Origin of the sequence: Pseudomonas sp. TWR2-1-1 (assembly GCF_049897045.1) — a bacterium.
GTDB lineage: Bacteria > Pseudomonadota > Gammaproteobacteria > Pseudomonadales > Pseudomonadaceae > Aquipseudomonas > Aquipseudomonas versuta.
The window spans coordinates 1,005,997-1,032,823 of the sequence record NZ_JAFCVM010000001.1 but is presented as its reverse complement, the minus strand read 5'-3'; the positions used below and the strand labels follow the sequence as shown (position 1 = coordinate 1,032,823).

The window sequence follows — 26,827 nt, the reverse complement described above, 5'->3', positions numbered from 1 at the left end:
ATGTATCGCGTTACAACACTGTCAGGCCTCACAGCTACAACGATTATCGATCGCCAGTCACGAGGGAGCGGCTGGCGGCGTAAACCTTAACTGGTGTCCAAGATTACTTGACCAGTTCAAGCCAGCTCCCACAGAGGGGTGGCCGGGGGGTTTTTGGAGGGTGGTCGGGGGTGTTTTTTGTGCGGTGGGGGCCCGTACCGGGGAGATCACGGACCTGTGGGAGCTGGCTTGCCTGCGATGCAAGCGACGCGGTTTTTATGGGTAAACCGTGCCGATATCATCGCTGGCAAGCCAGCTCCCACAGAGGGGTGGCCGGGGGATTTTTGGAGGGTGGTCGGGGGTGGTTTTTTTGCGGCGGGCACCCGTACCGGGCAGATCACGGACCTGTGGGAGCTGGCTTGCCTGCGATGCAGGCGAGGCGGTTTTTATGGGTAAACCGCGTCGATATCATCGCTGGCAAGCCAGCTCCCACAGAGGGGTGGCCGGAGGTCAAATATCCGCGTCAAATATCACGGTTACCCGACCTTTGTACTGACTGCCCGGGTGGGTGACCATTTCCTTGATCGGCTCGCCATTGACTTCAAAGCGCAGGTAAGAGCGTCGCTGAAATACAGCACCGTCCTTGGGGGAGAACCTTGGCACATGGGCTAGTGATTGGGTCAGCGGGTAATCCAGCGCCTCCGCGAAACCGAGGTCAAGACGCCCCAAGAACCCCGGCATGGTAATGGTCACATCCAGTGGTACGGTCGATACACCATTGGATATGCCACAACGACCATCCGGCAGCGGAAATTCACACCTCAGATCGACCGAAAAGTTGGTGGAACCACTGACCGTGAAGTGCTGATCCTTGCGTAATGTAGCCGGTACCTTTTTATAATCGGTCCACTGACTCCAGCCGCCCAGAGGTTGAAGAACGGCTGTCTCGCTGCCTGGCGGAAACTCGAGGGCGAACATATGGTTTACCTTAAGCTCAAAATCCAGAAACAAGAATTGATCGACAATATTTACACCGTCACCCATATCAATATCTTGCCCAGCCCCACCCATGGTATATATGGAACGCCCTCGATATATACCGTTTTTCATATTCAAGGGTTCGGGCGTTTCAAGTTCATAGATGATATCGAACCCATGGAATTGATATTCTTTGTCACCCAGCATCTTAAAACTGCAGTCGCTACGCCCTCCGGCTCCACCGTCGTCTCGAATAAACATCCGCAACATACTAGAGTCATGATTTTGGTTGTTAAGTACTATGCGGCACCCTCTTGACTCGTTTAGCTCACTACGCACGTAGTCTTCAGGCCTCCCCACATCAGCGTACCTGAATGCCAAGCCAGTAATACGCAAATTCAGGGTGGCTGTTTCACCGGTATCAGAGGTTACTGTAATTGTCCTTTGTTCCGGCAAACTAAAATAGGCCGAGCCCCGCCCAAAATCGTCAACACCATTGCCTCTTTTGGTGGATTCATTACTCACACCGGTCGCAATACTAAACAACCCCAAACTTTTGCATAACGCCTGGTGAGCGTTAGAGCAAACACCACTCAGAGGAGATGTATTAGTAAAGGTGCGATTGTTAGGATTGTTTCGGCTGGGGGTAAACTCAGCACTTATAAGCCTGCTATGAGCCTGCACCGGCACTTGCCAAACCAACTGCCCTACCAGCAACACCATCAACAAAATCAAGCCAGCAGGGTTGTACTTAATAAAAAACTTAATATTCATGGTTTATCCTTGCTGCTCGACACTTGCGCTAAGTAACGGTTTGCTCGTGTTCAATTCGTCACACTTCAGTTTGCCCACCATCACCACTTCGCCTTCACGCGGGTAGCGCTTGTCGTCGAGATGGAAGGTGCAGCCTTTGATACTTGGGTGGCTCACTTCCAGCATTGGCTGGCGGGCACTCATTTCCAGGGTGAAGAAACCATCCGCCTCAGCGATGCTGCGCCCGGCGTGGTTACGCACCTCGGCACCGCGCAATGGCTTGCCGTCTGCATCATGGACCTGGCCCATTACGGTCAGGGTCTGCATCACCTTGACCTGACGGTAAGCAACCCCGCCCTTGTTCAGGTGGTAGCCGGTCATTGCCGGGTGGATAGATGCCGCCGGCGCATCGCGCCCGGCAAAATCCAGCTGCAGGGTGCCAGGCTTGTAGGCGCTCACCGGCACAAAGTTGCGCCCGGGCTTGAGCGTGGTGCTGGAGCCGGTGGTGTCCTGCGCCATCAATTCCAGATCCGGCAAGTCGGATTCAACATCGATAATCATCCCGGTATGGGCACCGCTGTTAACGCCATTGCCTGCGGTGACCATTTTGCCGCCACCGATTGCCACCGTACTTTCCAGGTTGACCCCGCCGGTGATGCCGCCTTCGAGGGACGAGCGCTGGGCGAACAGGTCGCCACGTACCACATCCCCCTCAAAGGAAGCACCGCCGTTCAGGCCCACGCCGTAACGGTCGCTGGAGACCGTGCCATTGACACTCTTCAGCACGCCGCCGTCCAGGTCCTGGTAAACCCCGGCATTCACATACTGGTCACGCCCGCCTTTGCTGGCGGCCCGGGTGCCCGCACCCACGCTGTAACGCCGGCCTTCACTGCCCAGGGCCATGGTCAGCGTCACGTCGAGCCCGCGATTGCGCTGGTTGCCACTGCTGCTGCTTGCCGGCCGGTCGAACACCGAAGTCCGCCAGTTGGCATCGCTGCCCAGCACCTTGGAGCGACGGTTGAAAGACAGGTCCAGGCCTACGCCGCTGGTGACGCCGTTGCTGTATGAAGCACGGGCGGTCAGGCTGTTGGCGTCATCCAGACGGTGATTGACTGCTACTGCCGAGTTCTGTTGGGTACCGGCCTGGGTCTTGAGGTACTTGTCGGCGTTCTGCCAGTTCAGGCTGTGGTTAAACATCACGCTGCCGGTGGCGTAGTTACGGATCGCCTGCACATCAAGCCCCACACCATGTTCGCTGGAGTGAAAGACGTTGGTATAGACGTTGGACGTATCACTGGCGTGCCAGTTGACCGAACCGCCCACCGCCCGCTCTTTGCCGATCTGCTGGACCACGGCACCCAATACGGCGCGAGGGTGGGCCAGGTAGTTGACCACCCCGCCGACTGCCAGATTGTTGTCTTCTTCAGCACTGTAAGTGTTCAGCAGGTTGCGCTGCTGCCCGACAAACGAGCTGTAGCGCCAGCGCTCCTGGGAGTTGCTCCAGTGCGCAGGCTTATTGATCAGCTCAGTCTCGGTGGACGTTACCTTACCGTCCTCAACCAGGCGCACCTCCACCTCGTAAATACCACCGGGCAGGCGGCGGGTATCGATGAGCTGCAAGCCCGGCTCTACTGGCTGGGTGTAGATAAGGCTGCCATCACGATAGATTTCAACCGTGCCCTGGCGATTGGCCGTCACGTAGACCGGGTAAATGCTGGGGCTGGAACTGTTGATGGCCAGGCTGTCGGACGAGCCGATCATGACCCCGACAATGGTATTGGGCACCGACCCTGGAGTGCTGGGCTGGCGCGATACCCCTTGGAAATTGGGTAGAAAAAAGCCGACCTTGACGAATTTATTGTCGTGCTCGCGCTGACCGTACAGGCTCTGGATCGACTGCCGGGTTTCGGCACCTTCGTAACTGCTACGATCGACCTGATAGCTGCCCACCGTGGTCCAGTTACCAATACTGCCCTGGGCATCCACAGCGTAACGGCCACTGGTATCAGCGCCGCTGCCACCGGAGACGTTGAACTGATTGCGCAGTATCAGGCCGTGACTGCCGCCCTCGGGCAGCTTGTGATAACGGGCTTCTGTAGGGTCCAGCTCGGCAGTGTTGGTCACCAGCGACAGCAGCGAGTTTTGCAGACTGTAATGAATCGCTACCAGGCCGTTGTCACAGCTGGCGGTGCAGTCCCCGACCGGGCGCGGCTGCTGAAGATAGTCGCTCCAGCGCTGGCGGTCGGCGGCGCTTAACTTGCTGTCGTGGAACTCGCTCAGGTCCAGCAATTGAACGGTGTTGTTACGCGACAACACCACCCGGCCATCGCCGAGGAACTTGCCGTCCTGCTCAATACGAACTGCCAAAGGCAGGTCGAAAAAATGTTCGAGAAAATCTTTTGGAAGGCCTTCAGTCTGCTCAAGCAAACTTAATGACGACTTGTTTTTTGCCGGCGCTGTTTCAGGCGCTATTGTCGATGCCTGAACAGATGCGCAGCAAAACAGAACAGCCACACTCAAGGTATGCGAATTAAATAACACAACAGCTCCTAAAGACGGGGAGGGGTACGGAGTAAGCCCCGCTTCAGGAGCTTTATTTCACTGATGCACTCAAGCCTTTGAAATCAAGGCGCTACAGAGTCAAACACCATGTGGACAATGCCGGTGTAATTACCCGGGGCATAACCAGCGACAGGTGCTGCAGCGGCAGCCACCCGAAACTCTTTATCTATGCCGGTCAAAGCCTGTGCCTCGCTAGCTATTTCAACGGGTGCCACGCTACCGAGAGGCAAGGTCAGACCGCCGATACTTACAACCATATCAATACTATCCCCTACACTGACCAACTTCGGGGCGGTGCTCAGGTGAGCGGTAACAGCACCGATACCAGACTTGATGCGCAGTGGTTGAGTTACTGGCGCCAGAGTTTCAGCGGTACGGTTGTAAACCATCGTCTGTGGGTTCAAAGACCAGCCACCCACATCTTCGATATCAAGACCGTTAGACGCTGGGATAGTGGCTAAAACATTAACTTGCAAGTCAGTCGTAGCCGCGAAAGCGGCGCCAGAAGAAAGAACAAGAGCAGCAGCAAACAGCGAACGAATTTTCATTTTCATATTTCTCTCAGGTAGATAGCGTCCCTGCACGGAACAATGGGGTGTTGCTTTTATTTAGAACCCAGGCGAATCGGTTTTTCCTGACTCCCTTCGACAAGGCTAAATTGGTAGGTTTTTTGCCCATCCTTACTGAACGTTTCATTGCGCTGAGGCAGCAAATGAATTTTTCGGGGTGGCAGGCAATTAGTCCCTTTGATGTCACACTCTTTCAATTCATCAATCACGACGGTGCTGTTGCCGTTATTACGAACGGTATAGCCACTAGCGTCTTCTTTAAACTCAGTGGCGTAACGGGCATCGGTCGGATGCACAAAAACAATTGTGCCGAAACCCGCCATAACACTTACACCAACCGCTAATTCTTTTTCATACTCGCTGCGCTCCGCAGCAGACAATGCAAAGTCATCGCTCTTTTCAGGCATTGCCGGAAGGTACCGAACGCGGTAATAACGTTCACGGGTGCGATCCCCGGAATACACCAGACGCGTTGCCTGCTGACTCTTGGCCGGAATGATCATGCGGGCCGGGCTGGCGACCAGACCGTCTTTATCGTTCCCTAAACGCGTATTCTCAATGACTTGTTCAGTCGGCTTATTATCAGCACCGTAAACAATCTCGCTGATTTCCACTCGAACAAAAGCGGTAGCATCACCACTATTACGCACACGCTTGAGCAAAGTACCTTTATCGGAATCAATGTAATCATGCATTGAGCCGACATTTAACTTGGGGGCCGCTGCTTGCGCAGTAGACCATGTAAAACCCGCACAACAGATCAAGGCAATAACAATGCTTTTCATTTATCTCTCACTAATAGATGGACAACCAGAACCCAAAACTTCCCCGGACCCAAATAATCAACATCGGTACACGACGGCACACTTGGCCGAAGACGCAACTCAGGCCGTCGTTATTTTCTTATTAGTTTGAGAACGATTTAAAAAACCTGAAACGCTGCACTCAATACTTGGCAATCACAACTTCTGGTGGTCCGTCTTGCTGTAACTGCGCTGTTGACGAGGGCGAATCTTATAGACCGTCCCCCACTCTGAAAATCGGAAAGCTCCTAAAAACTAAAAAGTTACAAAAAACCGGCCACAGCCATTGAAGCCGGTCACCCAGCCACAGACCGCCAGCCGATGTCACACCTTGCGCAGCAAGGCTTGCAGGCGGTTCAGGCGCATGCCTGCGGGGAGGCCAGCGGTTGCAGGGAAGATGTAACAGCGAGCGCAGCCGGGCTGCGCGACGCGTGTCGTTAGGACAAAAGGGGATAGGAATTGCGAGCGGGCACAGGCAAGGACAGCCCCGGGAGCAGAGGCTGGCCCCGGTTACAGGGATGTCGGCCTGGAAGGGTGGGCACTACGTTAGCGCCACCCTTCAAGGCTCCTCAGATGGGGGGCAATCACAACAACGAGACAGGGTAACTGATGAACAAGCGATTATCGTCAAAGTCACTGGTGGTGCTATTACGCCAACTGTGACGGGCGCTGGCGTTTTTCCAGACAACGCTCAGGTCTTTTAAAGTGCCGGATTGCACAACGTAACTGATAATCAGCTCGCGTTCGGACTCCGTACCCTTGTCGATCCCGATATTTCTAACCCTGACATTGTCACCGCGAATATAACGGTTGGTGACTGTCAGGCCGGGCACCCCCATCCGGACAAAGTCCAGGTCGTAACGAAGTTGCCAGGAACGTTCGTCTTCACGGTCGAAACTGGAGTTGAGGTTGTCATTGGCCAGACTGCCCCCGCCACTGGTCCCATCGGTGGCACCGACGCGCATCCAGGAACTGTTGCCTTCAACTTTCTGCACGCCAAGGTAAAACGTGTGCACCCCGTACCTGGCAGAAAACAACCCCGTGAATGTTTTATTATTCAGATCACCCGCACGCGCACTACCGTCTTCTGTTCCGAAGAACACCCCCACATTGCTACCCAGCACCCAATCGCCAACCGGCTGGGTATGGATCAGGTTGATGTACTGCTGCTGGTAGATATCCTTGAGTTGCGCATCCCATAAGCCAATCATCGTGCGATTCTGATTGAAGTAGTATTCGCCGCCCGCATAGTTGAAGCGATCAGATACCGCGCCCCCATAAGAGAGGTGACGGTCCATATCGACGGAGTTGCGAAGACTGGTAGCACGAATCTGGCCGGCATATAGCGTCAGGTTGGCAATTTCCTGCGAAGTCAGCGTGGCGCCCTCGTAGGTTTGTAATTTGGCGCGACCGGGGTCAGAGCGCAAAATCGGCAAGTTCATTACTGTATCGCCGACCTTGAGAACAGTCTTCGAGTACTTGATTTTGGCTACAGGATCGATACGACTGACATCGTCGGGAGATCCTGGCGGTAATAGTTGTGTACCACTGGAGCCCGGACTTCCGTCCAGCTTGATACCCAACTGGCCTAGTACATCCAGACCAAAACCGACCGGCCCTGATGTATAACCGGAGCGAGCATCCAGGGTAAAAAACTGAACCCATTCCACCGCCTGTGCCTGGGCAACGTTATTACCCAGAAAGTTACGGTTCTGATAAAAATTCTTTAGCGTCAGGTCGACCTTGGCGTCATTGATAAACCCTTCAGCCCAGGCTGAAGGCGGAATAACCAATAAAGCACCTAGCATTAACGAACGGAAAACATATTTTTCCCTAGCCACACTCAAGGTCATCGAACTATTCCCAATCAACTTGAAGACTTATGGATTTTTATTTAATCCACTTATCTATTTTTATTATTTTAAAGGTGTTTTATTTCCAGAGGCCATCGGCAAGTTAGCGTTTGCACAAGCACGTATCGAGAGTGGCAGCAAGCTATTCATCACCGGGGCCGTCTTTATAAACCGCCCCCATTAAACTGATGCATCCACAGCAGTAGACAGTTCCTAGAATAGAAGCACGATCCCCCTCAAAAGAATGGACAAAAACGACAACCGTCTAGACTTTTACAACAAATCTAACAGGCATTGGCCAACGCCCGTGTTCTTGGTTAAGGTAGTTACCAGGTACTCTTCAAGACTATAAATATAATGAACAAGATTCCCTACTACGCGCTCTATGGCGAGTCGACACCCCCGGTCTGGCATGACTCCCTGCATGTCGAATCGATATCCGTACGCTCCGGCAACTACAACTGGGAGATCGCTGCCCATCGACACGACGGACTCCTGCAGATGCTGTACCTGCAAAGTGGCGAAGGCGAAGTGCTGCTGGACAACCAGTGGGTCCAGGTCAAGGCCCCGTGTTTGCTATACATCCCTGAGCAAATCGTCCATGGCTTCGCCTGGAACGGACGGGTTGACGGGCATGTGATCACCGCCGTCCAGCACCCGCTGGAAAACATCGTGCAGGTGCTCTCCCCCGGCCTGTTGCCGCTGATCCAGAAGCCCTGCATCGTCACCCTGCCGCACTGGGCGCCAGCCGATAACCCGCTGGAGCCACTGTATCGCGCGTTGTACGAGGAATATCACTACCGTGCCCGGGAGCACGTTGCGTGCAGCATGTCATTACTGTTCGCACTGGTGATCCAGATGCTGCGCCTGTGCGAACACACCGACGGCATGCCTACGCACCATCACGACCGGCGCAGCCAGCAGATCATTGCCTTTCGCGAACTGGTCAATCGCCACTTTCGCGAACACCTGTCGCTCAATGACTACGCCACTCGCCTGGGGATCACCGTCGTCACTCTGGGGCGACTGTGCCAAGAGCAGTTGGGAATGACGCCGATGACCCTGCTCAACGCCCGGCTGATCCTCGAGGCCAAGCGCGAACTGGCCCATTCATCCCAGAGCATCAAGCAGATAGCCCACGGCATGGGCTATCTCGATGTCGGGTATTTCAGCCGGTTCTTTCGCAAACACACCCAGCTCAGCCCCAGCGAGTTTCGCCTGCAAGACCAAACCTCGCGCCAATGATCAGCAGTGTGTCTGCGCAGTGCTGCCAGGGGCTGACTGATCAGCGTCGCTATAGCGCCGTATACCCGCCATCCGCATTAATGCAGGCCCCTGTGATCATGGATGCCGCGCTGCTGGCCAAAAACGACACCACCCGTGCAATTTCAATCGGCTGACCCAAGCGTCCGATGGGCTGCTTTTCCACAATAGCGGCCAACAGGGACTTGGGCAGCCTGCTCAACAGTGGTGTTTCCACATACCCCGGCGAAACGCAATTTGCACGAATGCCTTGTTGTGCATAGGTCAAGGCGACGCTGCGCGTGAGGTTCACAACGCCAGCCTTGGACGCCGAGTAAGCATGACTATTGGCTTGACCGACATGGGCGAGGATAGAAGCCATATTGATGATTGCTCCGCCATTGCCCTGCAACATCCTCAGGACCGCGTACTGATTGCACAGCGCCACGCCCGTTAGATTGATGTCGATCACCCGTTGCCAGGCAGCAAGGTCCAGCTCATGAATGGGGCTTTTGGCTTCAGCGATACCGGCATTGGCGACCAATACATCCAGGTGCCCAAAATGCTCCACTGCCGAGGTCATCAGATTCGCCACACTGCCCGGGTCTGTGACATCGGTGCGGACAAAAAAAGCATCGGGGCCCAGGCTCGCTGCCACCTCCCCTGCCGCCTCGTCAATGTCACCGAGCATGACCTTTGCCCCCTCTTCAACCAGCAAGCGCGCGGTAGCTTCACCAATTCCCGAAGCGGCCCCGGTGATCACCACAACGTTGCCCTTGTGCGTCTGGGCGCTCATGACAAAGCGACCTTTTCAGCCGGTTTCAAGGGCGCTGCCAATCGAGAGCCGTGCTGGCACTGGCAATATATCGCCAGCGCGGCAATACCGGCCGGAATCAGCATCGTCATACAGATTTCGGCCAGGGACCAACCGAGGCCGAGCATCTGCGCGCCGGCGAATGCGCTTAACACCGCACCGATCCGGCCGACCCCGCTCATCCAGCTGGCTCCCGTGGCGCGGGCCTGGGTGGGGTAATAACTGGCCGCCAATGCGTTCATGCCCACGGACACTCCGTTGAGTCCGAAGCCGACCAGGCAGGCCACTGCACACAGTAGAACAAAGTGCCCCGTGGACTGGCCGATGGCGAAGATCGCCAGGCCGCAGCCCAGAAACGTCAGAGTCAAAACGTTACGCTTGCCCCAGCGATCCATCGCCCAGCCCACGAAAATTGCACCTGCCGGACCACCGATCTGAAAGATCGCGGTGACCACCGCCGCGTCAGCCACGCTGTATTGGCCAACCTCTTTTATCAGCGTCGGTAACCAGCCACTGAAGAGGTAAACCATAAACAAGGCAATGATGTAGCCGACCCACAACATCAGCGTGCCAAACAGATAGCGCCGCGACAACACCAGGCCGATGGCTCCAGCAGCCGGTTTGTCCGCCCGGGGCAGCAAAAAAGTTGTATGCGCAGTGACCAGGTCTGGCGCCAGTCGCTTCATGATGGCGCGAATACGTTCAGGCGCTGCACGCTGCGACACCAGAAAGGTGACTGACTCCGGTAGTTTGAAATACAGGACGGGCAGCACCACCAACGGCAAGACACCGCCCATTACCAACACACTTTGCCACCCCAGATTCGGGATCATCCAGGCGCTGGCAAAACCTCCCACCGCCGCTCCTAACGAGAAGCCGCAGAAAGCAACGGTGATCAAGAATGAACGGCTGCGTGTGGGTGCGTACTCACTGACCAGGATACTGGCGTTGGGCATGGCGGCGCCCAGGCCAAGCCCGGTCAGAAAGCGCAAGACAACCAGGCTTTGCACATCCGGGGCGAAGGCTGTAGCGATGGTCAGCACCCCGAACAGGCAAACACTGCATAGCAGCACGATCCTGCGACCATAGCGGTCAGCCAGCGGCCCGGCCGTCAATGCACCGACCGCCAAACCGATCAATGCGGCGCTGAGTACCGGACCCAACGCGTGCGGCCCCAAACCCCATTCGGTTTTCAACTGCGGCGCTATAAAGCCCATGATGGCAACGTCAAAACCATCAAGGGCAATGATTAAAAAGCCAAAGAATACAACCCATCTCTGAAAGCGACCCACCGGGGTAGCATCAATCCACTCACGTACATCAATCGACTTTTGCTGGTCCATCGAGTGTCCCTCTTTTTTTATTATTGTGGTTGCTCAGCCGTGCAGGTCGCTCATGTGCAATGGTTCAGGCTGGCAAAATGCACCGGCCTGATGATGCGTGTTTCCTGAGCGACGACCAGGTGGCGGGTTGCCTGCAGATAGGCGTTGAAATCCGGATCGCTGTCACGGGCCAGGCTGCGCTTTTCCAGATCGTCGAGGCTGTCGTAGCCCCATAGATGAACGACCTGGTTCAGCGGGCCGATGCTGCTGGTGTAAAACGCCAGGGGCGCGCCCAGATGCTTGAGCAGCAGAGGCATCGCCAGCTGGTCGAACGCCTTGAGGAATTCGGCCATGCCGCGGGGGGCGATGGTGTAAATGCGATGGTCGACCACTGGTTTGGAGACGATCATGCCACTTGCTCCTTTTGGGTATGCACTGCGCCCGCAGAGAGGTTGGCCAAATGCCTGCCGGTAATGAAACCGAAGGTCATGATGGGTCCCAGGGTGATACCGGCGCCGGGGTAATTGCCGCCCATGACACTGGCGCGGTCATTGCCCACCGCATAGAGCCCTGCTATTGGAAGATTCTGTTTATCCAGTACTTCACCCACGATGCTGGTGCGCAGGCCATCGAATGTGCCCAGATCGCCCATCACCACTTTGACGGCGTAGTAAGGCCCGGTGCCGATCGGTGCCACACATGGATTGGGTTTGTGCTGCGGGTCAGCCAGGTAGCGGTTGAATGTCGTCGCGCCACGGCCGAACTCGTCATCGCGCCCCTCGCTTGCACCCTGGTTGTAGCGCGCGACGGTTCGCTCCAGCCCCGGCCCGTCAATACCCGCCTTTAGCGCCAATTCAGCAAGCGTATGCCCTTTTAACAAGTAACCATTGCGCAACAGTGCACCCAGTGGCATGGGTGATGGTTTGGCAAAACCAAGCCCGTACTTGCCCAGCGTCCGGGCGTCGCACACCAGCCACATGGCAGTCTGATCGCGCGTCGCGTCGTTTTCGATCATCGCTGCGCCAACGTCATGATAAGAATTGGACTCATTGGTGAAGCGCCGCCCGGTTACATCGACACCAATGATGCCGGGTTTGTAGCGATCCAGAAGGTGCGGGAAGGCTGTGAATTGCCCGTTGCCGGTTGGCACTTTGGATACCGGCATCCAGGCCGCCGCCGCTTGCAGACGAATATCCACCTGGCCACCCACCGCTTCGGCCATTCGAGCACTGTCGCCAGTATTGCTGTCGGGTACCGGCGAAAAATGCTCACCGCCGCGCTTTACATGGGGATAAGCCTCGCGCAATCGCTGTGCATCATGGGAGAACCCGCCACCGGCCAAGACCACGCCTCGACGCGCATCGATCCGCATTTCGCCTTGCGCGCACGAAGCCAGCACCCCCGTGATACGCCCCTTTTCCTTCAACAATTGCCGGGCGGCGACGCCGGTGAAAATAGGGATGCCAAGATCAAGCGCCGACTTGGCCAGACGCGCTGCCAGTGCGTTACCGCTGGTGACCTGGGTGCCGCGCCGATACATGACCATCTCGCGCATGTGCGTACCCAGCCGTTTGGCCACGTAAATGAACGATGTCAGCGAGCGTGTAGCGTTAAAGAAGTGTTTGAGGTCGGCATTGGACGAGTTGAACATCATGCCGATGAACGTGATGGTTTTAAGCGGTGGCCGTAAACGCTTCATGTCGGGGCCCAGTTCCCGAATATCGAACGGCGCGGCAAGGATCGAACGGCCAATGTCAACCCCACCGGGGGCATCAGGGTGATAGTCCGGATATAAGGTGGGCACAAACTTGACGCAGGTTTCGCGCTCGAAGAACTCGACCATTTTTGGGCCGTTTTCCAGAAAGGCATCGACCGCAGGTGCGTCGTAATACTTGCCTGCCTGATCACGCATGTAGGTTCTGGCCAGGTCCAGGCTGTCGCCGCTGTTTTGCGCCTTGCCCAGGTGATTGCCGGGAACCCAGAGCACACCGCCAGAAAACGCCGTGGTGCCGCCGAAGCAGTCGGCCTTCTCGATCACAATCACATCGAGACCGGCTTTTTTCGCGACAATCGCGGTGCTGAGTCCACCCGCGCCGGCACCGATGACAACCACATCACATACCCGATTCATGGCCGCCCCCCCTCAAACCCGGGCCGCGGCAACAACGCCATCGGCATACTTTCAAAACCGCCATCCACCACCAGCTCTGTGCCGTTGATATAGCTAGAGCGTGCACTGGCCAGAAACAGCACTGCATCCGCAATATCCTGGGGCTCGCCGATGCGGCGGCTAGCCGTCATGGCGCTGCGTTGGCGTTCGATCTCAGGGTCGGCATAAAAGGCTGCCGACAAGGGAGTACGGATCAGCCCCGGGCAAATGGCATTACTGCGCACGCCACGATCCCCCCACTCCACCGCGAACTGGCGTGAGAGCATCGCCACCCCGGCCTTGGCGGTACTGTATGCGCCACTCCACGGTTGCGGAGAATGGGCGGCGATGGATGCGATATTGACGATGCTGCCACTGCCTTGGGCAAGCATTTGCTGGCCGAATGCCTGAGCACACAGCAAGTAGCCGCTGAGGTTGACCGACAGCACCTGATTCCACTGTTCCAGCGTTATATTTTCGAGGCTCGCCGGGCGCAGGACACTGGCGTTATTGATCAGAATGTCGCAACGGCCATGGCGTTCCTGAACCTGCGCGGCAGCCTGTCGAACGCTGTGCGGGTCACTGATATCACAGGCCAGGGCGGTGATTTGCGCCCCGCTTTGCTCACTCAAATTTGCTGCCAGCTCGGTGCATTTGCTCAAATCCAGATCAAGCAATACAACCGAGGCGCCTTGATTGGCCAGTTCACGTGCGACAACTGCACCGATGCCGCCTGCGGCCCCCGTCACCACACACACTGCGGAGTTCAGGCCCAACCAGTCATGACTCTTATAATTATTCATGCGTTTCTCCGGCTTGCGCCGCTAACCAGCGACACTTCGACTGGCGTCAGGTTAAGCCGCAATCCGCGGTGCAAGAATGAACAAAACCCGCAATGCACAGCACTTTTCCGACAAATTATTTGAGCGCCGGGGACATTGCGTGCATGGCTGAGGCTTGCTGGAGTTACATGAAAAACTGGAAGAAGAAGGTACGCTTTGATTCAGGCAGCCCCTCTGCGCCATATGACTGCCTGGGCGAGATTTTCAGGCGTCAGTGGCTCGAGCTGGCTCCTACAGGGAGCTGGGGACCGAGCTCAGGCATCGCCAGCACGCTTGCCCCTACTGTGGGGCCGGCTTGCCGGCGATTCCCAGGCACAACGAAAAAGCCCCTGAAATGTTTGACCATTTCAGGGGCTTCGTCTTGTTCAATAATGGCGGAGAGATAGGGATTCGAACCCTAGGTACTGTCGCCAGTACAACGGATTTCGAATCCGTCCCATTCGGCCACTCTGGCATCTCTCCAACGGCGCGCATCATAACAGCGGTCTTTGATTCTGGCAAAGCCTTATTTCAAAAAAAATCGCGTGCTATCAGTTGCTTGCGCGCCTTTACAGTTTAAAGCGGGACGCCGAGACGCTGTGCAACTTCTTCGTAGGCTTCGATAACGTCGCCCAGGCCCTGACGGAAGCGGTCCTTGTCCATCTTCTTGCCAGTGGCCTTGTCCCACAGACGGCAGCCGTCCGGGCTGAATTCGTCGCCCAGAACGATGCTGCCATCGTGGAATACGCCGAACTCGAGTTTGAAGTCCACCAGCAGCAGGCCAGCGTCGTCGAACAGCTTGTTCAGCACTTCGTTGACCTTGAGCGACAGTTCTTTCATGCGAACCAGTTGCTCGGCAGTGCCCCAACCGAACGCCACGACGTGGGATTCGTTGATGAACGGGTCGCCCTTGGCGTCGTCCTTGAGGAACAGTTCAAAGGTGTAAGGGTTGAGCTTCATGCCCTCTTCCACACCCAGACGCTTGACCAGGCTGCCGGCAGCGTAGTTACGCACAACGCACTCGACCGGGATCATGTCGAGTTTTTTCACCAGGCATTCGTTATCGCCCAGCAGCTTGTCGAATTGGGTCGGCACGCCGGCTTCTTCGAGTTTCTGCATGATGAAGGCGTTGAACTTGTTGTTCACCATGCCTTTGCGGTCCAGCTGTTCGATGCGCTTGCCGTCGAACGCTGAGGTGTCGTTGCGAAACAACAGGATCAAGCGGTTTGCGTCGTCAGTTGTGTAAACCGATTTCGCTTTACCGCGATAGAGTTCTTCACGTTTTTCCATGATGGGCTCCGCATGCTAAGTAGGTGGGCTAGGCGATTGTGCGCCAGTCGAGCCCTGAATCTTGATCGGCCAGTTGCAGCCAGTCCGGGTCGCACCCAAGGGTGTCGACAAAACATTGCCGGGCCAGCTGCGGCAGGTTGTTCTTGCTGCTGAGGTGGGCCAGTACCAGGTGTTGCAGGTGTTGCCAGCCCAACTCGGCCACCAGGTTTGCAGCCTGATGGTTGTTCAAATGTCCTTCCTGGCCACCCACCCGCTGTTTGAGGAAAGCGGGGTAGTGACCACGGGCAAGCATGTCACGGCAATGGTTGGCCTCGATCATCAACGCGTCCAGGCCGCTATAGCTGTCCAGGACACCCGCACAATAGGACCCCAGATCGGTCAGCAGGCCAAAACGCCGCTTACCGTCACTGAATACGTATTGGGTGGGTTCCTGAGCATCATGGGCGACAAGGGTCACACTGATAGTCAACGCACCGATCTGCAACGTCTCGCCTCCTGCCACGAAACCGGCAGGTTCAAGCGGTTTGCGCATCCCGCGCTGTGTGCCACGACTCATGTATACCGGCACATTGTAGCGCCGGGACAACAAACCCACGCCATGCACGTGATCGGCATGTTCGTGGGTCACCAGGATCGCGCTCAGTTGGTGCGGGCTGATGCCCAAACGAACCAGACGACGCTCGGTTTCCCGCAACGAGAAACCGCAATCAACCAGTACACAGGTGCTGTCGCTGGCTATCAGCGTGCCATTCCCTTGGCTACCACTGCCGAGAACGGCAAAACGCATAGGGTCAGCCCAGGTTGTCTTGAATGACGCCCAACACTTTGCGCGCCACTTCTGGCGGTGCAACCTTGTTGATGTTTTCTTCGACAGTCACTTGCACGCTGTCCCCGACCTTGCTCAGGCGTACCTGATAGCGCTGGGCGCGGGCTTCCACTTCTTCCTTGGCCGGTTTGCCGCCGAAAAGGCTGGACAGGAAACCAGGTTTCTCGTCCTTCTTCTCGGCTTTTTCGGCCAGGTTGATGTAGTACAGACCCAAGGTGCGGTTGATGTCTTCAACCCTCCACTCGCCCTGCTCAAGTGCGCGACCTACGCCGGACCAGGCACGATCGAGGTCTTCGGTCAGGCTCAATACCGGGTTGCCGCTGCCGTCTTCGCTCAGGCTGACGCGAGCCGGGGTGTCGAAATCACGGGCTGCGAGCAACGAAACCGAACCGCCCTTCTCGGCGCTGCGGCTCATGCTGATCAGCATTTCGTCTACCAGAGCAGCATCCAGGCCGGTGTTGACCGAAGTCTGGCCAAAGTCGACGTTGGCGGTGCTACCGGCCGGACGGTTGGCGCTTACCACATAAATTTCGCTGGTGTTGCGCTGTACACCCGGCTCGATGCGAACCCGTAAACGGGTTTCGCTGTCAGCTGCCAGGCCACTGGTGCCGATGTGGCGGGCCATTGGTGCGGACAGTTCGTCAGCGCGCTGCCAGGTGGTGGTGAACTCGCCGGTTTGCGGGCGCTGCTCATCGATACGGAAGCCGTTGTCCTGGAAGAACTGCATCGCTACCGGCCAGACTTCTGACGGCACGTGCTGCGCCATCACCCAACGGCTGTCGCCGTTTCTTTGCAGGGTGTAGTCGCTGGCGCTGGCAACCGTTGCCAGTGGCAGCGGACGCGGAACCTGGAACTCGCCCTTGACAGTGTCATCGGGCACGTTGCTCGGGATCGGCAACAGCGGCACAAGGCGTTTGTCAGTCTGGACACCCGGCGGCAATTTCATTGGGGCGGTTTGTTGCGCCTCCAGATAATCGCTGCCACGGTCCCGGAAGTACCCGTCTGGACCCCACAGCCAACCGCAGCCGCTGGTGCTCGAAATAATCACGGCTAGTGCGGAAAGTCCGGCCAATCGCTTCATGCGTAATGCTTCCTCAATTAAACCAAAACACCGGACTGGCGCAGGGCCTGACGCAGCGGTTCGTGGCAGGGTTCGCTGAGCCAGGTGAGCGGCAGACGGATACCGTCCGGCATCATGCCCATCTCATGCAGCGCCCATTTCACGGGGATAGGGTTGGATTCGATAAACAGGGTTTTATTGAGCGGCATCAGTTTTTCGTGAATCGCGCGGGCAGTGGCGGCATCACCACGCATCGCGGCGGCGCACAGTTCGCTCATGGCACGCGGGGCAACGTTGGCGGTCACCGAGATATTGCCCTTGCCGCCGAGCAGGATCAGCTCGACTGCGGTGGCGTCATCACCGGAGTACACCAGGAAGTCGTCGCTGACACCGGCCAGGATCGCCGTGACTCGGGACAAGTCGCCGGTGGCTTCCTTGATGCCGATGATGTTCGGCACTGTCGACAGGCGTACAACCGTGGCAGGCAGCATGTCGCAGGCAGTACGACCCGGAACGTTGTAAAGGATCTGGGGGATGTCGACCGCTTCGGCGATAGCCTTGAAGTGCTGGTACAGCCCTTCCTGGGTCGGCTTGTTGTAATACGGCGTGACCAGCAGGCACGCATCAGCGCCGGCGGCCTTCGCGTTGGTGGTCAGTTCGATCGCTTCACGCGTCGAGTTGGCGCCCGTACCGGCAATTACCGGAATACGTCCTGCCACCTGTTTGACCACGTGACGGATCACTTCGATGTGTTCATTCACATCAAGAGTTGCCGATTCACCTGTGGTGCCAACGGCAACAATGGCGTTGGTGCCCTCTTGCAGGTGAAAGTCCACCAGTTTGCTCAGGGCGTCCCAGTCAAGACGACCTTGTGCATCCATAGGTGTGACCAGTGCCACCATACTGCCCGCAATCATGCAACCGCTCCTGCCGGAAAAAGAGAGCCGTAATGGTACTGGCGCCATGACCCTTGCACAAGCAACAGCGCGCCCGATGAGCATTCCCCTTCGCGCTGCTTTTCGCTACCCTTCAGCCTTTGATTGGTACTGATGAGTGCGCAAGGCTGTTTCACGGGTCTTTATCCAGCGCCAAAAGCCCATCCCAAACGCCGCCAGGGCCCGTTTGCAGCGTTTGCAAACGGGCGGCAGTGGCGTATTTGCGGGCCTTGGCATTTGTAGAAGACCTGACAAGCCGGGACGCACCCATCGACCGTACTGACCGCTCATCGTTTTAGGAAGGCTGCATGTCCACCCCCACAGTCCGCGAACAATTCCTTGTCATCAGTGCCCTTGGCGCCAACCCAATGGAGCTGACTAACGTCCTGTGCCGCGCCAGCCATGAAAATCGCTGCGCCGTCGTAACCTCCCGCCTCACTCGCCACGGCGAATGCAGCGCGCTGGTTCTGGAAATCACTGGCAGCTGGGACGCGCTGGCCCGTCTTGAAGCCGGCCTGCCTTCTCTGGCCAAAAAGCACGCCTTCAGCGTCAATGTGGTGCGCAGTGCGGCCCTGGAAACCCGTCCACAGGCGCTGCCATACGTGGCTTATGTCAGCTCGGCCTACCGCTCGGACATCATCAACGAGTTGTGCCAGTTCTTCATGGACCACAACGTCGAGCTTGAAAACCTGACCTGCGACACCTATCAGGCCCCGCAGACCGGCGGCACCATGCTCAACGCCACTTTCACCGTGACCCTGCCGGCCGGCATCCAGATCAGCTGGTTGCGTGACCAGTTCCTGGACTTCGCCGACGCACTGAACCTTGATGCGCTGATCGAACCGTGGCGCCCACAAAACCCAATGTAAGGAAGCTCCCCCCATGGCCGTTGCAATTGACCAACCCGTAGGCGACTTCCAGATCCCGGCTACCAGTGAGCAAACCGTCAGCTTGGCGGCACTCAAAGGCAAGCAGGTGGTGATTTACTTTTACCCCAAGGACAGCACGCCGGGCTGCACCACTGAAGGCCAGGGCTTTCGCGACCACTACGCCGAGTTTCAGGCGGCCAACACTGAAGTATTCGGTGTGTCGCGCGACAGCCTCAAGTCCCATGAGAACTTCAAGGCCAAGCAGGGTTTCCCGTTCGAGTTGCTGAGCGACAAGGACGAAGCCCTGTGCCAGCTGTTTGACGTGATCAAGCTGAAAAAGCTGTACGGCAAGGAATACATGGGCGTGGACCGCAGCACGTTCCTGATCGACAAGAACGGCGTGTTGCGTCACGAATGGCGTGGCGTAAAGGTGCCGGGCCATGTTGAAGCAGTACTGGAACAGGCCAGGGCGCTGAACCAGGCCTGATGCTTCAGTAGGAGCGAGCTTGCCTCGCGATCTTTTAAAAGATCAAAAGCTCGCGAGCAAGCTCGCTCCTACAGGGTCACTGGACTTTACTGACGCACCAGCCGCACATTCTGGAACTCGACCGTTTCGGTGCTGCGGTACGGGTTGATGTCCAGCCCGCCACGACGCACATAGCGCGCATACACAGTCAATTTTTCCGGCTTGAGCAAGCGCTGCAAGTCGAGAAAAATCCGCTCCACACATTGCTCGTGGAAGTCCGAGTGCTGGCGGAAGCTCACCAGATAGGCCAGCAAGCTGGCGTGATCCAGCGCCGCACCACGATACTCGACCACGACCGTGCCCCAGTCAGGCTGACTGGTCACCGGGCAGTTGGATTTAAGCAAGTGGCTATAGACGCTTTCCTCGATCACCCGCGATTCATCGCACTTGAGCAATTCAGGGCGCGGCTGCTGGTAATCGCTGACCGTGATATCCAGATCATCGATACACACACCGGGCAAGACACCAGTGCCATCAGCTTGAACCTCGTCCAGGCTGCGCACACGCACGCTGACAGGCTTGCCTGAGGCTGCAGACAAGTCGGCCTGCAACGTCTGCTCGAGGCTTTGTGTGTCGGCGAAAACGGTCTGATTGAGCGAGTTCAGGTACAGCTTGAAGGATTTGGACTCAACGATGTTCGGCGAATCGGCGGCGAAACAGAACTCGCCAATGGCCACCACCGGCTTGCCCGATGGCAATAACCACGAGAGTTCGAAGCAGTTCCAGAAGTCCACCCCGACATAAGGCAGCGTCTCGGCGCTCAAGCCCAGCTCGGCCCATTTCGCCGCACGCGGGATCGGGAACAGCAAGGACGGGGTATAGGTACTGATGTATTCACTGGACTTGCCCAGCGGCGAATGTTCGGCTGCGGGATGCATGACAAAAACCTGGCTAGAAAAACCCGGCAATTCTATCGGGTTTACGCCAGGCTTTCAGCGCCAGCAGACGATCAGGACGGTTTAAGGGCTGACTTTGACCTTTCCGACCATTCCTGCCTGGTAATGACCGGGCACATTGCAGGCAAATTCCAGGTTATCGGCCCGGGTGAAGGTCCAGGTCAACTCAGCGGTTTTACCCGGCTCGACCAACACGCTGTTGGGGTCGTCGTGCTGCATGCCCATGGAACCGTGATCCATGCCGGCATGACTCATCCCGGTTGGCGTGAGCATGCCGCTTTGTTGCATTTCGAGCATTTCTTTCTGATGCGCAGCGTGCATGGCCGCATTACCCAGATTGAATTCGTGCAACAACTGCCCCTTGTTGACCAGCACAAAGCGCACGGTCTCCCCGGCCTTCACGTCCAGTGACTTGGGAGTGAACGCAATATCGGTCATCTCGACCTCAACGGTACGCGTGGCACTGGCCGCAGGTGCCGGCTGACCAAAATCCAAATGGCCGGCAGGTGACGCCATGGCCGGAACGCTGAGCATCAATAAAAAACCCGCGAGGGCCAAACGGTTACGCGCAGTCATACTGACTCCAAAGAGTGTGCAAATTCTCACCGACTTTAAAACGCCGCCGCTGGCATTCAACTGACCGTAAGATTACAACTTTGTCAGCTTGCCCCTACCCGCCGAGGGCCAATGTATAAGGCTGAGGATATTTTTATGATGAGCCACCCATGAAATTGCTGATAGTCGAAGACCAGGCCAAAACCGGGCAATACCTGCGCCAGGGCCTTAGCGAAGCCGGATTTACCACCGAGCTGGCCGCCGACGGAATAACCGGCCAGCACCTGGCATTGACCGGCGACTACTCATTGCTGATTCTTGATGTGATGCTGCCGGGCCGCGATGGCTGGCAAATCCTGCAAGCCGTGCGCAACGCGGGGCTGGATATGCCGGTGCTGTTCCTGACCGCCCGCGACGCCGTCGAAGACCGTGTGCACGGCCTGGAGCTGGGGGCAGACGACTATCTGGTCAAACCCTTTGCCTTTTCCGAGCTGCTGGCCCGGGTACGCAGTTTGCTGCGTCGCGGCAGCAGCAGCGCCCAGGAGACCCACCTGCAACTGGCCGACCTGCGCCTGGACCTGATCCGGCGCCGGGTCGAGCGCAATGGCCAGCGCATCGACCTCACCGCCAAAGAGTTCGCCCTGCTGGAGTTGCTGCTGCGCCGCCAGGGTGAAGTGCTGCCAAAATCCCTGATCGCCTCACAGGTATGGGACATGAACTTCGACAGCGACACCAACGTGATTGAAGTGGCGATACGCCGTCTACGCCTGAAAATCGACGACAGCCATGAACACAAACTGATCCATACCGTACGCGGCATGGGTTACGTCCTGGAAGAGCGTGCATCTTGAGACCTCACCTGTCCCTGAGCAGCCGCCTGGCACTGTTGTTTGCCGGCTGCACTGCCGTGGTTTCACTGTTTGCCGGGGTGCTGTTCGGGCGCGCCAGCGAGGTGCATTTCGTCGAGCTCGACCAACAACTGATGGAAAGCCGCCTCAGCGTACTGCGCGATACGCTGCAAGGTGTCGACACCCTGGAGCGCTTCACTCAGCGACTGCCCGCACTGCGCCAGCACCTCAGCCAGCAGCCTGATCTGACAGTGCGGGTACGCGGCCCGGACGGACACCTGTGGTTTGACAGCTCGCCGGGCTTGCCGCCTCAGCTTCCTGTAAGCCCCGGTCTTGGCAGCCTGCAAATAAACGGGATTGATTACCGGGTACTGAACCCGAGTTCTGACACGCAAAACACCCCGCGCCTGACACTGTTACTGGACATCACCCACCACCAGCACTTTCTGCAGCGCATGCAGCGCCTGATCTGGATGACTGTCGGCCTCTCAGCACTGGCCACCGCCATTCTGGGAGCCTGGGCCGCCCGTAGCGGCTTGCGCCCGTTGCGGCGCATGAGCGCGATTGCAGCCAGCGTCTCGGCCGACTCCCTCAACGCGCGGCTGCCCCAGCAACAAATGCCCGCCGAACTGGCAGAACTGGCCAGCGCCTTCAACGCCATGCTGGAACGGCTGGATGACTCATTTCAGCGGTTGTCCGCGTTCTCCGCGGATATTGCGCATGAGTTACGGACTCCGCTGTCGAACCTGCTGACCCACACCCAGGTCACCCTGACCCGACCGCGGAGCATTGATGAATACCGCGAGACCCTGCACAGCAACCTCGAGGAACTGCAGTGGATGGCGCAACTGGTCAACGACATGCTGTATCTGGCCAAGGCCGATCATGGCCTGCTCACTCCCCGGCGCGAGCCGCTGGATCTGGGCCGCGAGGTAGACGCTTTACTGGAGTTTTATGCACTGCTGGCCGAGGACTCGCACATAGCCTTGACCCGCGAAGGTAGCGGACAGATTGCAGGCGATCGCAGCATGATGCGCCGCGCACTTTCCAACCTGCTGGATAACGCCTTGCGTTACACGCCGGGCGGCGGAGCCATCAAGGTACTTATCGAAGAAACGGCGAGCCACGTGCGTATCAGCATCGAAAACACCGGAGCGGGAATCGCTGCTCAATTGCTGCCGCGACTGTTTGATCGTTTTTACCGTGCCGATCCGGCGCGGCGTGAAGGCAGCAGCGAGCATGCAGGGCTGGGACTGGCCATCACCCAGTCGATCATTCGCGCCCATGGCGGGCAGATCAGGTGCGAATCGCAAGATGGCGTGACACGGTTTGTGATTGAACTACCGTCCCGCACATGACACGAAGAGCTCGCGAGGCAAGCTCGCTCCTACAGAGTCAGGGGCGGTCAGGGATAGCGCAGCGCATGGGCCGGCTGGATTTTCGCCGCGCGACACGGCTGGAAATTGCGCTGCCACACCTACTGTAGGAGCGAGCTTGTCTCGCGAGCTTTTCAGCACGCCACGAAGAGCTCGCGAGCAAGCTCGCTCCTACAGGGTCAGGGGCGGTCAGGAGTAGCGCAGCGCATGGGCCGGCTGGATTTTCGCCGCGCGACACGGCTGGAAATTGAGCTGCCACACGTACTGTAGGAGCGAGCTTGTCTCGCGAGCTTTTCAGCGCGCCAGGAAGAGCTCGCGAGCAAGCTCGCTCCTACAGGGTCAGGGCGGTCAGGAGTAGCGCAGCGCATGGGCCGGCTGGATTTTCGCCGCGCGATACGGCTGGAAGTTGAGCTGCCTCACCTACTGTAGGAGCGAGCTTGCTCGCGAGCTTTTCAGCACGCCAGGAAGAGCTCGCGAGCAAGCTCGCTCCTACAGGGTCAGGGCGGTCAGGAGTAGCGCAGCGCATGGGCAGGCTGGATTTTCGCCGCGCGGTACGCCGGGTATAGCGTCGCCAGAAAGCTCAGCAAAAAGCCTGCGCCGCAGATCAAGGCTACATCGCCTCCTTGCAGCTCGGACGGCAGGTTGCTGACGAAGTACACGTCGGAACTGAAAATATGCTGCCCGGAAATCCGCTCCATCCAGCCCACCAGTTCGCTGACGTTCAACGCTGCGACTATGCCCAGCACGCCACCGATCAGAGTGCCGACAATGCCGATAACCGTGCCCTGGACCATGAAGATCGCCATGATCTGACGCGGCGTGGCGCCGATGGTGCGCAAGATGGCGATGTCCGCCCCCTTGTCGTTCACCACCATGATCAAGGTAGCGATGATGTTGAATGCCGCCACGGCCACGATCATCAGCAGTAACAGGCCGATCATGGTTTTTTCCATTTTCATGGCACTGAACAGGCTGCCCTGGGTGTGGGTCCAGTCATCCGCCGTGTACCCGGCACCCAGGCTGGTCGCGACCTGTTTCGACACTTGTGGCGCCGCGTACAGGTCCTTGACCGCCAGACGCACGCTTTGCACCTGGTTCGGCTCCCAGTGCTGCATGGCCGCGGCATCGGCCACGTGGATCAGGCCCATGGAGCCGTCCAGTTCCGCCCCGACCTTGAAGATACCGACCACATTCAAGCGCTGCAGGCGCGGGGTAATCCCCCCCGGCGCGGTGCTGGCCTCCGGCACGATCAGGGTGATCTTGTCACCGACACCCAGGCGAAAACGGCGCGCGGTAATGTCACCCAGCACCACGCCAAACTCGCCGGGCTTCAGGTCTTCGAGTTTGCCCTGCACGATGTGCTGGGCAACGATCGAAACCTGGCCTTCCAGCGCCGGATCGACGCCACTGATCTGAATCGGCTGCATCGAGCCCTTGTAGGACAACATGCCATCCATCTCGGTAAACGGCACAGCAGCCGTGACCTCAGGATTCTTCATCGCCGCTTCGGCCACCGGGCGCCAGTCATCGATGGGCTTGACCCCGACGATGGTCGCGTGCGGCACCATACCGAGAATGCGGTTGCTCATTTCACGCTGAAAACCGTTCATCACTGACAACACCACGATCATTGCCAGCACGCCCAGGGCGAGGCCGATCATCGAAGTCATGGAGATAAACGAAACAAAACGATTGCGGCGCTTGGCGCGGGTATAGCGCGTGCCGATAAAAATCGATAACGGTCTGAACATTCGCGGGCACCGTAGAAAAATAAAAGACCCGGCACCGGAATGCGGCGCCGGGCTTGGCCGATTACATCGCGCTCAGACGACCTTCCTGAAGGTGTAACACGCGATCCATCTGGCGGGCCAGGTTCATGTCGTGGGTCACCACCAGGAACGCCGTGCGCATCGAGGTGCTGAGTTCCAGCATCAAGTCCTGAATGCCCTGGGCAGTGTGCGAATCGAGGTTGCCGGTGGGCTCATCGAGCATCACCAGCCCCGAATTGTTGACCAGTGCACGGGCAATCGCCACGCGCTGGCGCTCGCCACCCGACAGCTCTGCCGGCTTGTGCTCCAGGCGATGGCCCAGACCCACCCGGGTCAGCAGCGCGGTCGCACGTTCGCGCGCCTCAGGGATCGGGGTTTTACCGATCAGCAATGGCATGCAGACGTTTTCCAGCGCGGTGAATTCGGCCAGCAAATGGTGAAACTGGTAAACGAAGCCCAGCGAGCGGTTGCGCAGCAGGCCACGGGCCTTTTCGCCCAGCGCCGACAGCTCTTCGCCCGCCAGCCAGACGCTGCCCGAAGACGGGGTGTCGAGGCCGCCGAGCAAATTGAGCAAGGTACTTTTGCCCGAACCCGAGGTCCCGACAATCGCCACGCGCTCGCCCGGGTGCAGCTCCAGCTGCAGGCCGGACAACACCACGACCGACTCCGGGCCTTCCTCGTAGGACTTGCCCAGGTCGCGGCAACTCAACACTGCTTGTTCTTTCATGCCCAACTCACTCATAACGAAGCGCCTGCGCAGGCTGGGTGCGCGCAGCACGCCAGGCCGGGTACAAGGTCGCGAGGAAACTCAGAACCAATGCCGCGCCGCACACCATCAACACATCCTGCGCCTGCAATTGCGATGGCAGGTAGTCAATGAAGTACACGTCGGCGTTGAGAAACTTGTGCCCGATCAAGCCTTCGAGGGCCGAGATCGCGGCGCTCACATTGAGTGCCGCCAACATGCCGAGCACTGCGCCGATGGCGGTCCCGACCACACCGATAACGGTGCCCTGGACCATAAATATGGCCATGATGGTGCCGGGCGTAGCGCCCAGGGTGCGCAAAATCGCGATGTCGCCCTTCTTGTCATTAACCACCATCACCAGTGTGGAAATGATGTTGAAGGCCGCCACGGCAACGATCAGCAACAACAGCAAGCCGATCATGGCTTTTTCCATGCGGATCGCCTGATACAGATTGCCATGGGTGCGAGTCCAGTCACGGGCGTAGTACTGACTCTCGCCCAGCTGCTGGGCGATTTCCCATGCCGTGCGCGGCGCCTGGAACAGGTCGTCAAACTTGAGACGCAACCCCTGCACCTGATCAGGCTTCCAGCGCTGCAGACGCGCCAGATCCTGCAGGTTGGTCACGCCCAGGTAGCCGTCAATCTCACCCGCGCCGACATGGAAGATGCCCTGCACAGTGAAACGCTTCATGCGCGGGAACATCCCGGCCGGGGTCACAGTGACTTCCGGCGCGACAAAGGTCAGCTTGTCACCGATGGCAACCCCAAGCTTCTTGGCCGCCTTGTCACCAATGATGATGCCGAAGCTGCCGGGGGTCAGCGAGTCGAGTTGCCCCTCGAGCATGAACTTGTCAATGATCGAGACCTTGCGTTCCTGCACCGGATCGATGGCATTGAGCATTACTTTCTGCACATTGCCTTCATGGGTCAGCAGCCCCTGCATCTGGGTGAACGGCGCTACCGCCTCCACCTTGGGGTTCTGCCGGACTTTGGCGGCCAGGCTTTGCCAGTCGCTGATCGGTTGATCGCCGACGATAGTCGCGTGGGGCACCATGCCCAGCACGCGGGTGCGCATCTCATGATCGAAGCCGTTCATCACCGAGAGCACCACAATCATTACGACCACGCCAAGGGCAAGGCCGATCATGGAAGTCAGCGATATGAACGACACAAAATGATTGCGACGCTTTGCACGGGTATAACGCGTGCCGATAAATACGAAGAGAGGTCTGAACATGTCGGGGCTTGTTCGAGGGAAAAGAAGACGTCCTTGTGGCGGGGCCT

General features: G+C 57.8%; 24 protein-coding genes and 1 tRNA gene. 5 read left to right on the top strand and 20 right to left on the bottom strand.

Annotation, left to right across the window (positions count from 1 at the left end):
• Positions 1 to 489: 489 nt before the first annotated feature.
• From ACP7BO_RS04940 to ACP7BO_RS04920, 5 genes are all read right to left on the bottom strand, one after another.
• Positions 490 to 1,731, bottom strand: coding sequence for a hypothetical protein (locus ACP7BO_RS04940; protein WP_426208886.1), 1,242 nt, complete (start codon positions 1,729 to 1,731; stop codon positions 490 to 492).
• Between the two features lie 3 nt (positions 1,732 to 1,734).
• Positions 1,735 to 4,077, bottom strand: a complete 2,343-nt coding sequence (locus tag ACP7BO_RS04935) for a TcfC E-set like domain-containing protein (protein ID WP_426208884.1) — start codon at positions 4,075 to 4,077, stop codon at positions 1,735 to 1,737.
• A 257-nt stretch (positions 4,078 to 4,334) separates the two neighbouring features.
• Positions 4,335 to 4,826, bottom strand: coding sequence for a CS1 type fimbrial major subunit (locus ACP7BO_RS04930; protein WP_426208882.1), 492 nt, complete (start codon positions 4,824 to 4,826; stop codon positions 4,335 to 4,337).
• 50 nt (positions 4,827 to 4,876) lie between these two features.
• Positions 4,877 to 5,626 carry a molecular chaperone gene (locus ACP7BO_RS04925; RefSeq protein WP_426208880.1) on the bottom strand — a complete coding sequence of 250 codons (750 nt, stop codon included), beginning with the start codon at positions 5,624 to 5,626 and terminating at the stop codon, positions 4,877 to 4,879.
• Between the two features lie 602 nt (positions 5,627 to 6,228).
• Positions 6,229 to 7,497, bottom strand: a complete 1,269-nt coding sequence (locus tag ACP7BO_RS04920; RefSeq protein WP_426208878.1) for an OprD family porin — start codon at positions 7,495 to 7,497, stop codon at positions 6,229 to 6,231.
• Positions 7,498 to 7,854: 357 nt separating this feature from the next.
• Here ACP7BO_RS04920 and ACP7BO_RS04915 point away from each other — a divergent pair, with 357 nt between their 5' ends.
• Complete coding sequence (locus ACP7BO_RS04915) at positions 7,855 to 8,742, top strand: helix-turn-helix domain-containing protein (protein ID WP_426208876.1); 888 nt, start codon at positions 7,855 to 7,857, stop codon at positions 8,740 to 8,742.
• A gap of 49 nt (positions 8,743 to 8,791) precedes the next feature.
• Here the strand turns inward: ACP7BO_RS04915 and ACP7BO_RS04910 are convergent, their stop codons facing one another.
• From ACP7BO_RS04910 to dapA, 10 genes are all read right to left on the bottom strand, one after another.
• Complete coding sequence (locus ACP7BO_RS04910) at positions 8,792 to 9,535, bottom strand: SDR family NAD(P)-dependent oxidoreductase (protein ID WP_426208874.1); 744 nt, start codon at positions 9,533 to 9,535, stop codon at positions 8,792 to 8,794.
• Entirely contained in the window at positions 9,532 to 10,896 is a 1,365-nt protein-coding gene (locus tag ACP7BO_RS04905) for an MFS transporter (RefSeq protein ID WP_426208872.1), read from the bottom strand. The genes ACP7BO_RS04910 and ACP7BO_RS04905 overlap by 4 nt, the downstream gene beginning before the upstream one ends.
• 50 nt (positions 10,897 to 10,946) lie before the next feature.
• Positions 10,947 to 11,285, bottom strand: coding sequence for an NIPSNAP family protein (locus ACP7BO_RS04900; RefSeq protein ID WP_426208870.1), 339 nt, complete (start codon positions 11,283 to 11,285; stop codon positions 10,947 to 10,949).
• A complete protein-coding gene (locus ACP7BO_RS04895) occupies positions 11,282 to 13,006 on the bottom strand; it encodes an FAD-dependent oxidoreductase (protein WP_426208868.1) in 1,725 nt (574 codons plus the stop codon). Before ACP7BO_RS04895 ends, ACP7BO_RS04900 begins: the two co-directional genes overlap by 4 nt.
• Complete coding sequence (locus ACP7BO_RS04890; protein ID WP_426208866.1) at positions 13,003 to 13,827, bottom strand: SDR family NAD(P)-dependent oxidoreductase; 825 nt, start codon at positions 13,825 to 13,827, stop codon at positions 13,003 to 13,005. The genes ACP7BO_RS04895 and ACP7BO_RS04890 overlap by 4 nt, the downstream gene beginning before the upstream one ends.
• A 411-nt stretch (positions 13,828 to 14,238) precedes the next feature.
• Positions 14,239 to 14,328 (bottom strand) — tRNA-Ser (locus ACP7BO_RS04885).
• A gap of 93 nt (positions 14,329 to 14,421) precedes the next feature.
• Complete coding sequence (gene purC, locus ACP7BO_RS04880; RefSeq protein ID WP_003446678.1) at positions 14,422 to 15,135, bottom strand: phosphoribosylaminoimidazolesuccinocarboxamide synthase; 714 nt, start codon at positions 15,133 to 15,135, stop codon at positions 14,422 to 14,424.
• A 28-nt stretch (positions 15,136 to 15,163) separates the two neighbouring features.
• Positions 15,164 to 15,922, bottom strand: coding sequence for an MBL fold metallo-hydrolase (locus ACP7BO_RS04875; RefSeq protein WP_397456098.1), 759 nt, complete (start codon positions 15,920 to 15,922; stop codon positions 15,164 to 15,166).
• A 4-nt stretch (positions 15,923 to 15,926) separates the two neighbouring features.
• On the bottom strand, positions 15,927 to 17,042 hold the full coding sequence (gene bamC, locus ACP7BO_RS04870) for an outer membrane protein assembly factor BamC (RefSeq protein ID WP_397456097.1): 1,116 nt from the start codon (positions 17,040 to 17,042) through the stop codon (positions 15,927 to 15,929).
• A 17-nt stretch (positions 17,043 to 17,059) separates the two neighbouring features.
• Positions 17,060 to 17,938 (bottom strand): 4-hydroxy-tetrahydrodipicolinate synthase, encoded by an 879-nt coding sequence (gene dapA / locus ACP7BO_RS04865; protein WP_397456096.1) that lies wholly within the window; start codon positions 17,936 to 17,938, stop codon positions 17,060 to 17,062.
• A gap of 326 nt (positions 17,939 to 18,264) precedes the next feature.
• On the opposite strand from dapA, the gene ACP7BO_RS04860 reads away from it, so the two are divergent.
• On the top strand, positions 18,265 to 18,825 hold the full coding sequence (locus tag ACP7BO_RS04860; RefSeq protein WP_073509078.1) for a glycine cleavage system protein R: 561 nt from the start codon (positions 18,265 to 18,267) through the stop codon (positions 18,823 to 18,825).
• A 13-nt stretch (positions 18,826 to 18,838) separates the two neighbouring features.
• Positions 18,839 to 19,312: a peroxiredoxin gene (locus tag ACP7BO_RS04855; RefSeq protein WP_397456095.1), complete on the top strand. Its 474-nt coding sequence runs from the start codon at positions 18,839 to 18,841 to the stop codon at positions 19,310 to 19,312.
• Between the two features lie 86 nt (positions 19,313 to 19,398).
• Here ACP7BO_RS04855 and queF read toward each other — a convergent pair whose 3' ends face one another.
• On the bottom strand, positions 19,399 to 20,229 hold the full coding sequence (gene queF, locus ACP7BO_RS04850) for an NADPH-dependent 7-cyano-7-deazaguanine reductase QueF (protein ID WP_060691232.1): 831 nt from the start codon (positions 20,227 to 20,229) through the stop codon (positions 19,399 to 19,401).
• Positions 20,230 to 20,310: 81 nt separating this feature from the next.
• Positions 20,311 to 20,823, bottom strand: a complete 513-nt coding sequence (locus ACP7BO_RS04845) for a cupredoxin domain-containing protein (protein ID WP_397456093.1) — start codon at positions 20,821 to 20,823, stop codon at positions 20,311 to 20,313.
• Between the two features lie 149 nt (positions 20,824 to 20,972).
• Between ACP7BO_RS04845 and ACP7BO_RS04840 the strand changes: the two genes are divergently transcribed.
• Both ACP7BO_RS04840 and ACP7BO_RS04835 read left to right on the top strand, forming a co-directional pair.
• Positions 20,973 to 21,653: a heavy metal response regulator transcription factor gene (locus tag ACP7BO_RS04840; RefSeq protein ID WP_397456092.1), complete on the top strand. Its 681-nt coding sequence runs from the start codon at positions 20,973 to 20,975 to the stop codon at positions 21,651 to 21,653.
• Positions 21,650 to 23,008: a heavy metal sensor histidine kinase gene (locus tag ACP7BO_RS04835; RefSeq protein ID WP_426208861.1), complete on the top strand. Its 1,359-nt coding sequence runs from the start codon at positions 21,650 to 21,652 to the stop codon at positions 23,006 to 23,008. The genes ACP7BO_RS04840 and ACP7BO_RS04835 overlap by 4 nt, the downstream gene beginning before the upstream one ends.
• 524 nt (positions 23,009 to 23,532) lie before the next feature.
• Here the strand turns inward: ACP7BO_RS04835 and ACP7BO_RS04830 are convergent.
• The 3 genes from ACP7BO_RS04830 to ACP7BO_RS04820 form a co-directional block, all read right to left on the bottom strand.
• Entirely contained in the window at positions 23,533 to 24,777 is a 1,245-nt protein-coding gene (locus ACP7BO_RS04830) for a lipoprotein-releasing ABC transporter permease subunit (protein ID WP_060691228.1), read from the bottom strand.
• Between the two features lie 61 nt (positions 24,778 to 24,838).
• The gene (gene lolD / locus ACP7BO_RS04825; RefSeq protein ID WP_426208859.1) at positions 24,839 to 25,522 is read right to left on the bottom strand and encodes a lipoprotein-releasing ABC transporter ATP-binding protein LolD; all 684 of its coding nucleotides are present in this window, start codon (positions 25,520 to 25,522) and stop codon (positions 24,839 to 24,841) included.
• Between the two features lie 7 nt (positions 25,523 to 25,529).
• The gene (locus ACP7BO_RS04820; protein WP_426208857.1) at positions 25,530 to 26,780 is read right to left on the bottom strand and encodes a lipoprotein-releasing ABC transporter permease subunit; all 1,251 of its coding nucleotides are present in this window, start codon (positions 26,778 to 26,780) and stop codon (positions 25,530 to 25,532) included.
• Between the last annotated feature and the right edge of the window lie 47 nt (positions 26,781 to 26,827).

Coding starts and splice junctions, on each gene's coding strand:
- purC (WP_003446678.1), bottom strand. CDS start 15,135: ATGGAAAAACGTGAAGAACTCTATCGCGGTAAAGCGAAATCGGTTTAC.
- ACP7BO_RS04925 (WP_426208880.1), bottom strand. CDS start 5,626: ATGAAAAGCATTGTTATTGCCTTGATCTGTTGTGCGGGTTTTACATGG.
- dapA (WP_397456096.1), bottom strand. CDS start 17,938: ATGATTGCGGGCAGTATGGTGGCACTGGTCACACCTATGGATGCACAA.
- ACP7BO_RS04860 (WP_073509078.1), top strand. CDS start 18,265: ATGTCCACCCCCACAGTCCGCGAACAATTCCTTGTCATCAGTGCCCTT.
- ACP7BO_RS04890 (WP_426208866.1), bottom strand. CDS start 13,827: ATGAATAATTATAAGAGTCATGACTGGTTGGGCCTGAACTCCGCAGTG.
- ACP7BO_RS04820 (WP_426208857.1), bottom strand. CDS start 26,780: ATGTTCAGACCTCTCTTCGTATTTATCGGCACGCGTTATACCCGTGCA.
- ACP7BO_RS04930 (WP_426208882.1), bottom strand. CDS start 4,826: ATGAAAATGAAAATTCGTTCGCTGTTTGCTGCTGCTCTTGTTCTTTCT.
- bamC (WP_397456097.1), bottom strand. CDS start 17,042: ATGAAGCGATTGGCCGGACTTTCCGCACTAGCCGTGATTATTTCGAGC.
- queF (WP_060691232.1), bottom strand. CDS start 20,229: ATGCATCCCGCAGCCGAACATTCGCCGCTGGGCAAGTCCAGTGAATAC.
- ACP7BO_RS04900 (WP_426208870.1), bottom strand. CDS start 11,285: ATGATCGTCTCCAAACCAGTGGTCGACCATCGCATTTACACCATCGCC.
- ACP7BO_RS04875 (WP_397456098.1), bottom strand. CDS start 15,922: ATGCGTTTTGCCGTTCTCGGCAGTGGTAGCCAAGGGAATGGCACGCTG.
- ACP7BO_RS04910 (WP_426208874.1), bottom strand. CDS start 9,535: ATGAGCGCCCAGACGCACAAGGGCAACGTTGTGGTGATCACCGGGGCC.
- lolD (WP_426208859.1), bottom strand. CDS start 25,522: ATGAAAGAACAAGCAGTGTTGAGTTGCCGCGACCTGGGCAAGTCCTAC.
- ACP7BO_RS04840 (WP_397456092.1), top strand. CDS start 20,973: ATGAAATTGCTGATAGTCGAAGACCAGGCCAAAACCGGGCAATACCTG.
- ACP7BO_RS04830 (WP_060691228.1), bottom strand. CDS start 24,777: ATGTTCAGACCGTTATCGATTTTTATCGGCACGCGCTATACCCGCGCC.
- ACP7BO_RS04855 (WP_397456095.1), top strand. CDS start 18,839: ATGGCCGTTGCAATTGACCAACCCGTAGGCGACTTCCAGATCCCGGCT.
- ACP7BO_RS04920 (WP_426208878.1), bottom strand. CDS start 7,497: ATGACCTTGAGTGTGGCTAGGGAAAAATATGTTTTCCGTTCGTTAATG.
- ACP7BO_RS04915 (WP_426208876.1), top strand. CDS start 7,855: ATGAACAAGATTCCCTACTACGCGCTCTATGGCGAGTCGACACCCCCG.
- ACP7BO_RS04940 (WP_426208886.1), bottom strand. CDS start 1,731: ATGAATATTAAGTTTTTTATTAAGTACAACCCTGCTGGCTTGATTTTG.
- ACP7BO_RS04905 (WP_426208872.1), bottom strand. CDS start 10,896: ATGGACCAGCAAAAGTCGATTGATGTACGTGAGTGGATTGATGCTACC.
- ACP7BO_RS04845 (WP_397456093.1), bottom strand. CDS start 20,823: ATGACTGCGCGTAACCGTTTGGCCCTCGCGGGTTTTTTATTGATGCTC.
- ACP7BO_RS04895 (WP_426208868.1), bottom strand. CDS start 13,006: ATGAATCGGGTATGTGATGTGGTTGTCATCGGTGCCGGCGCGGGTGGA.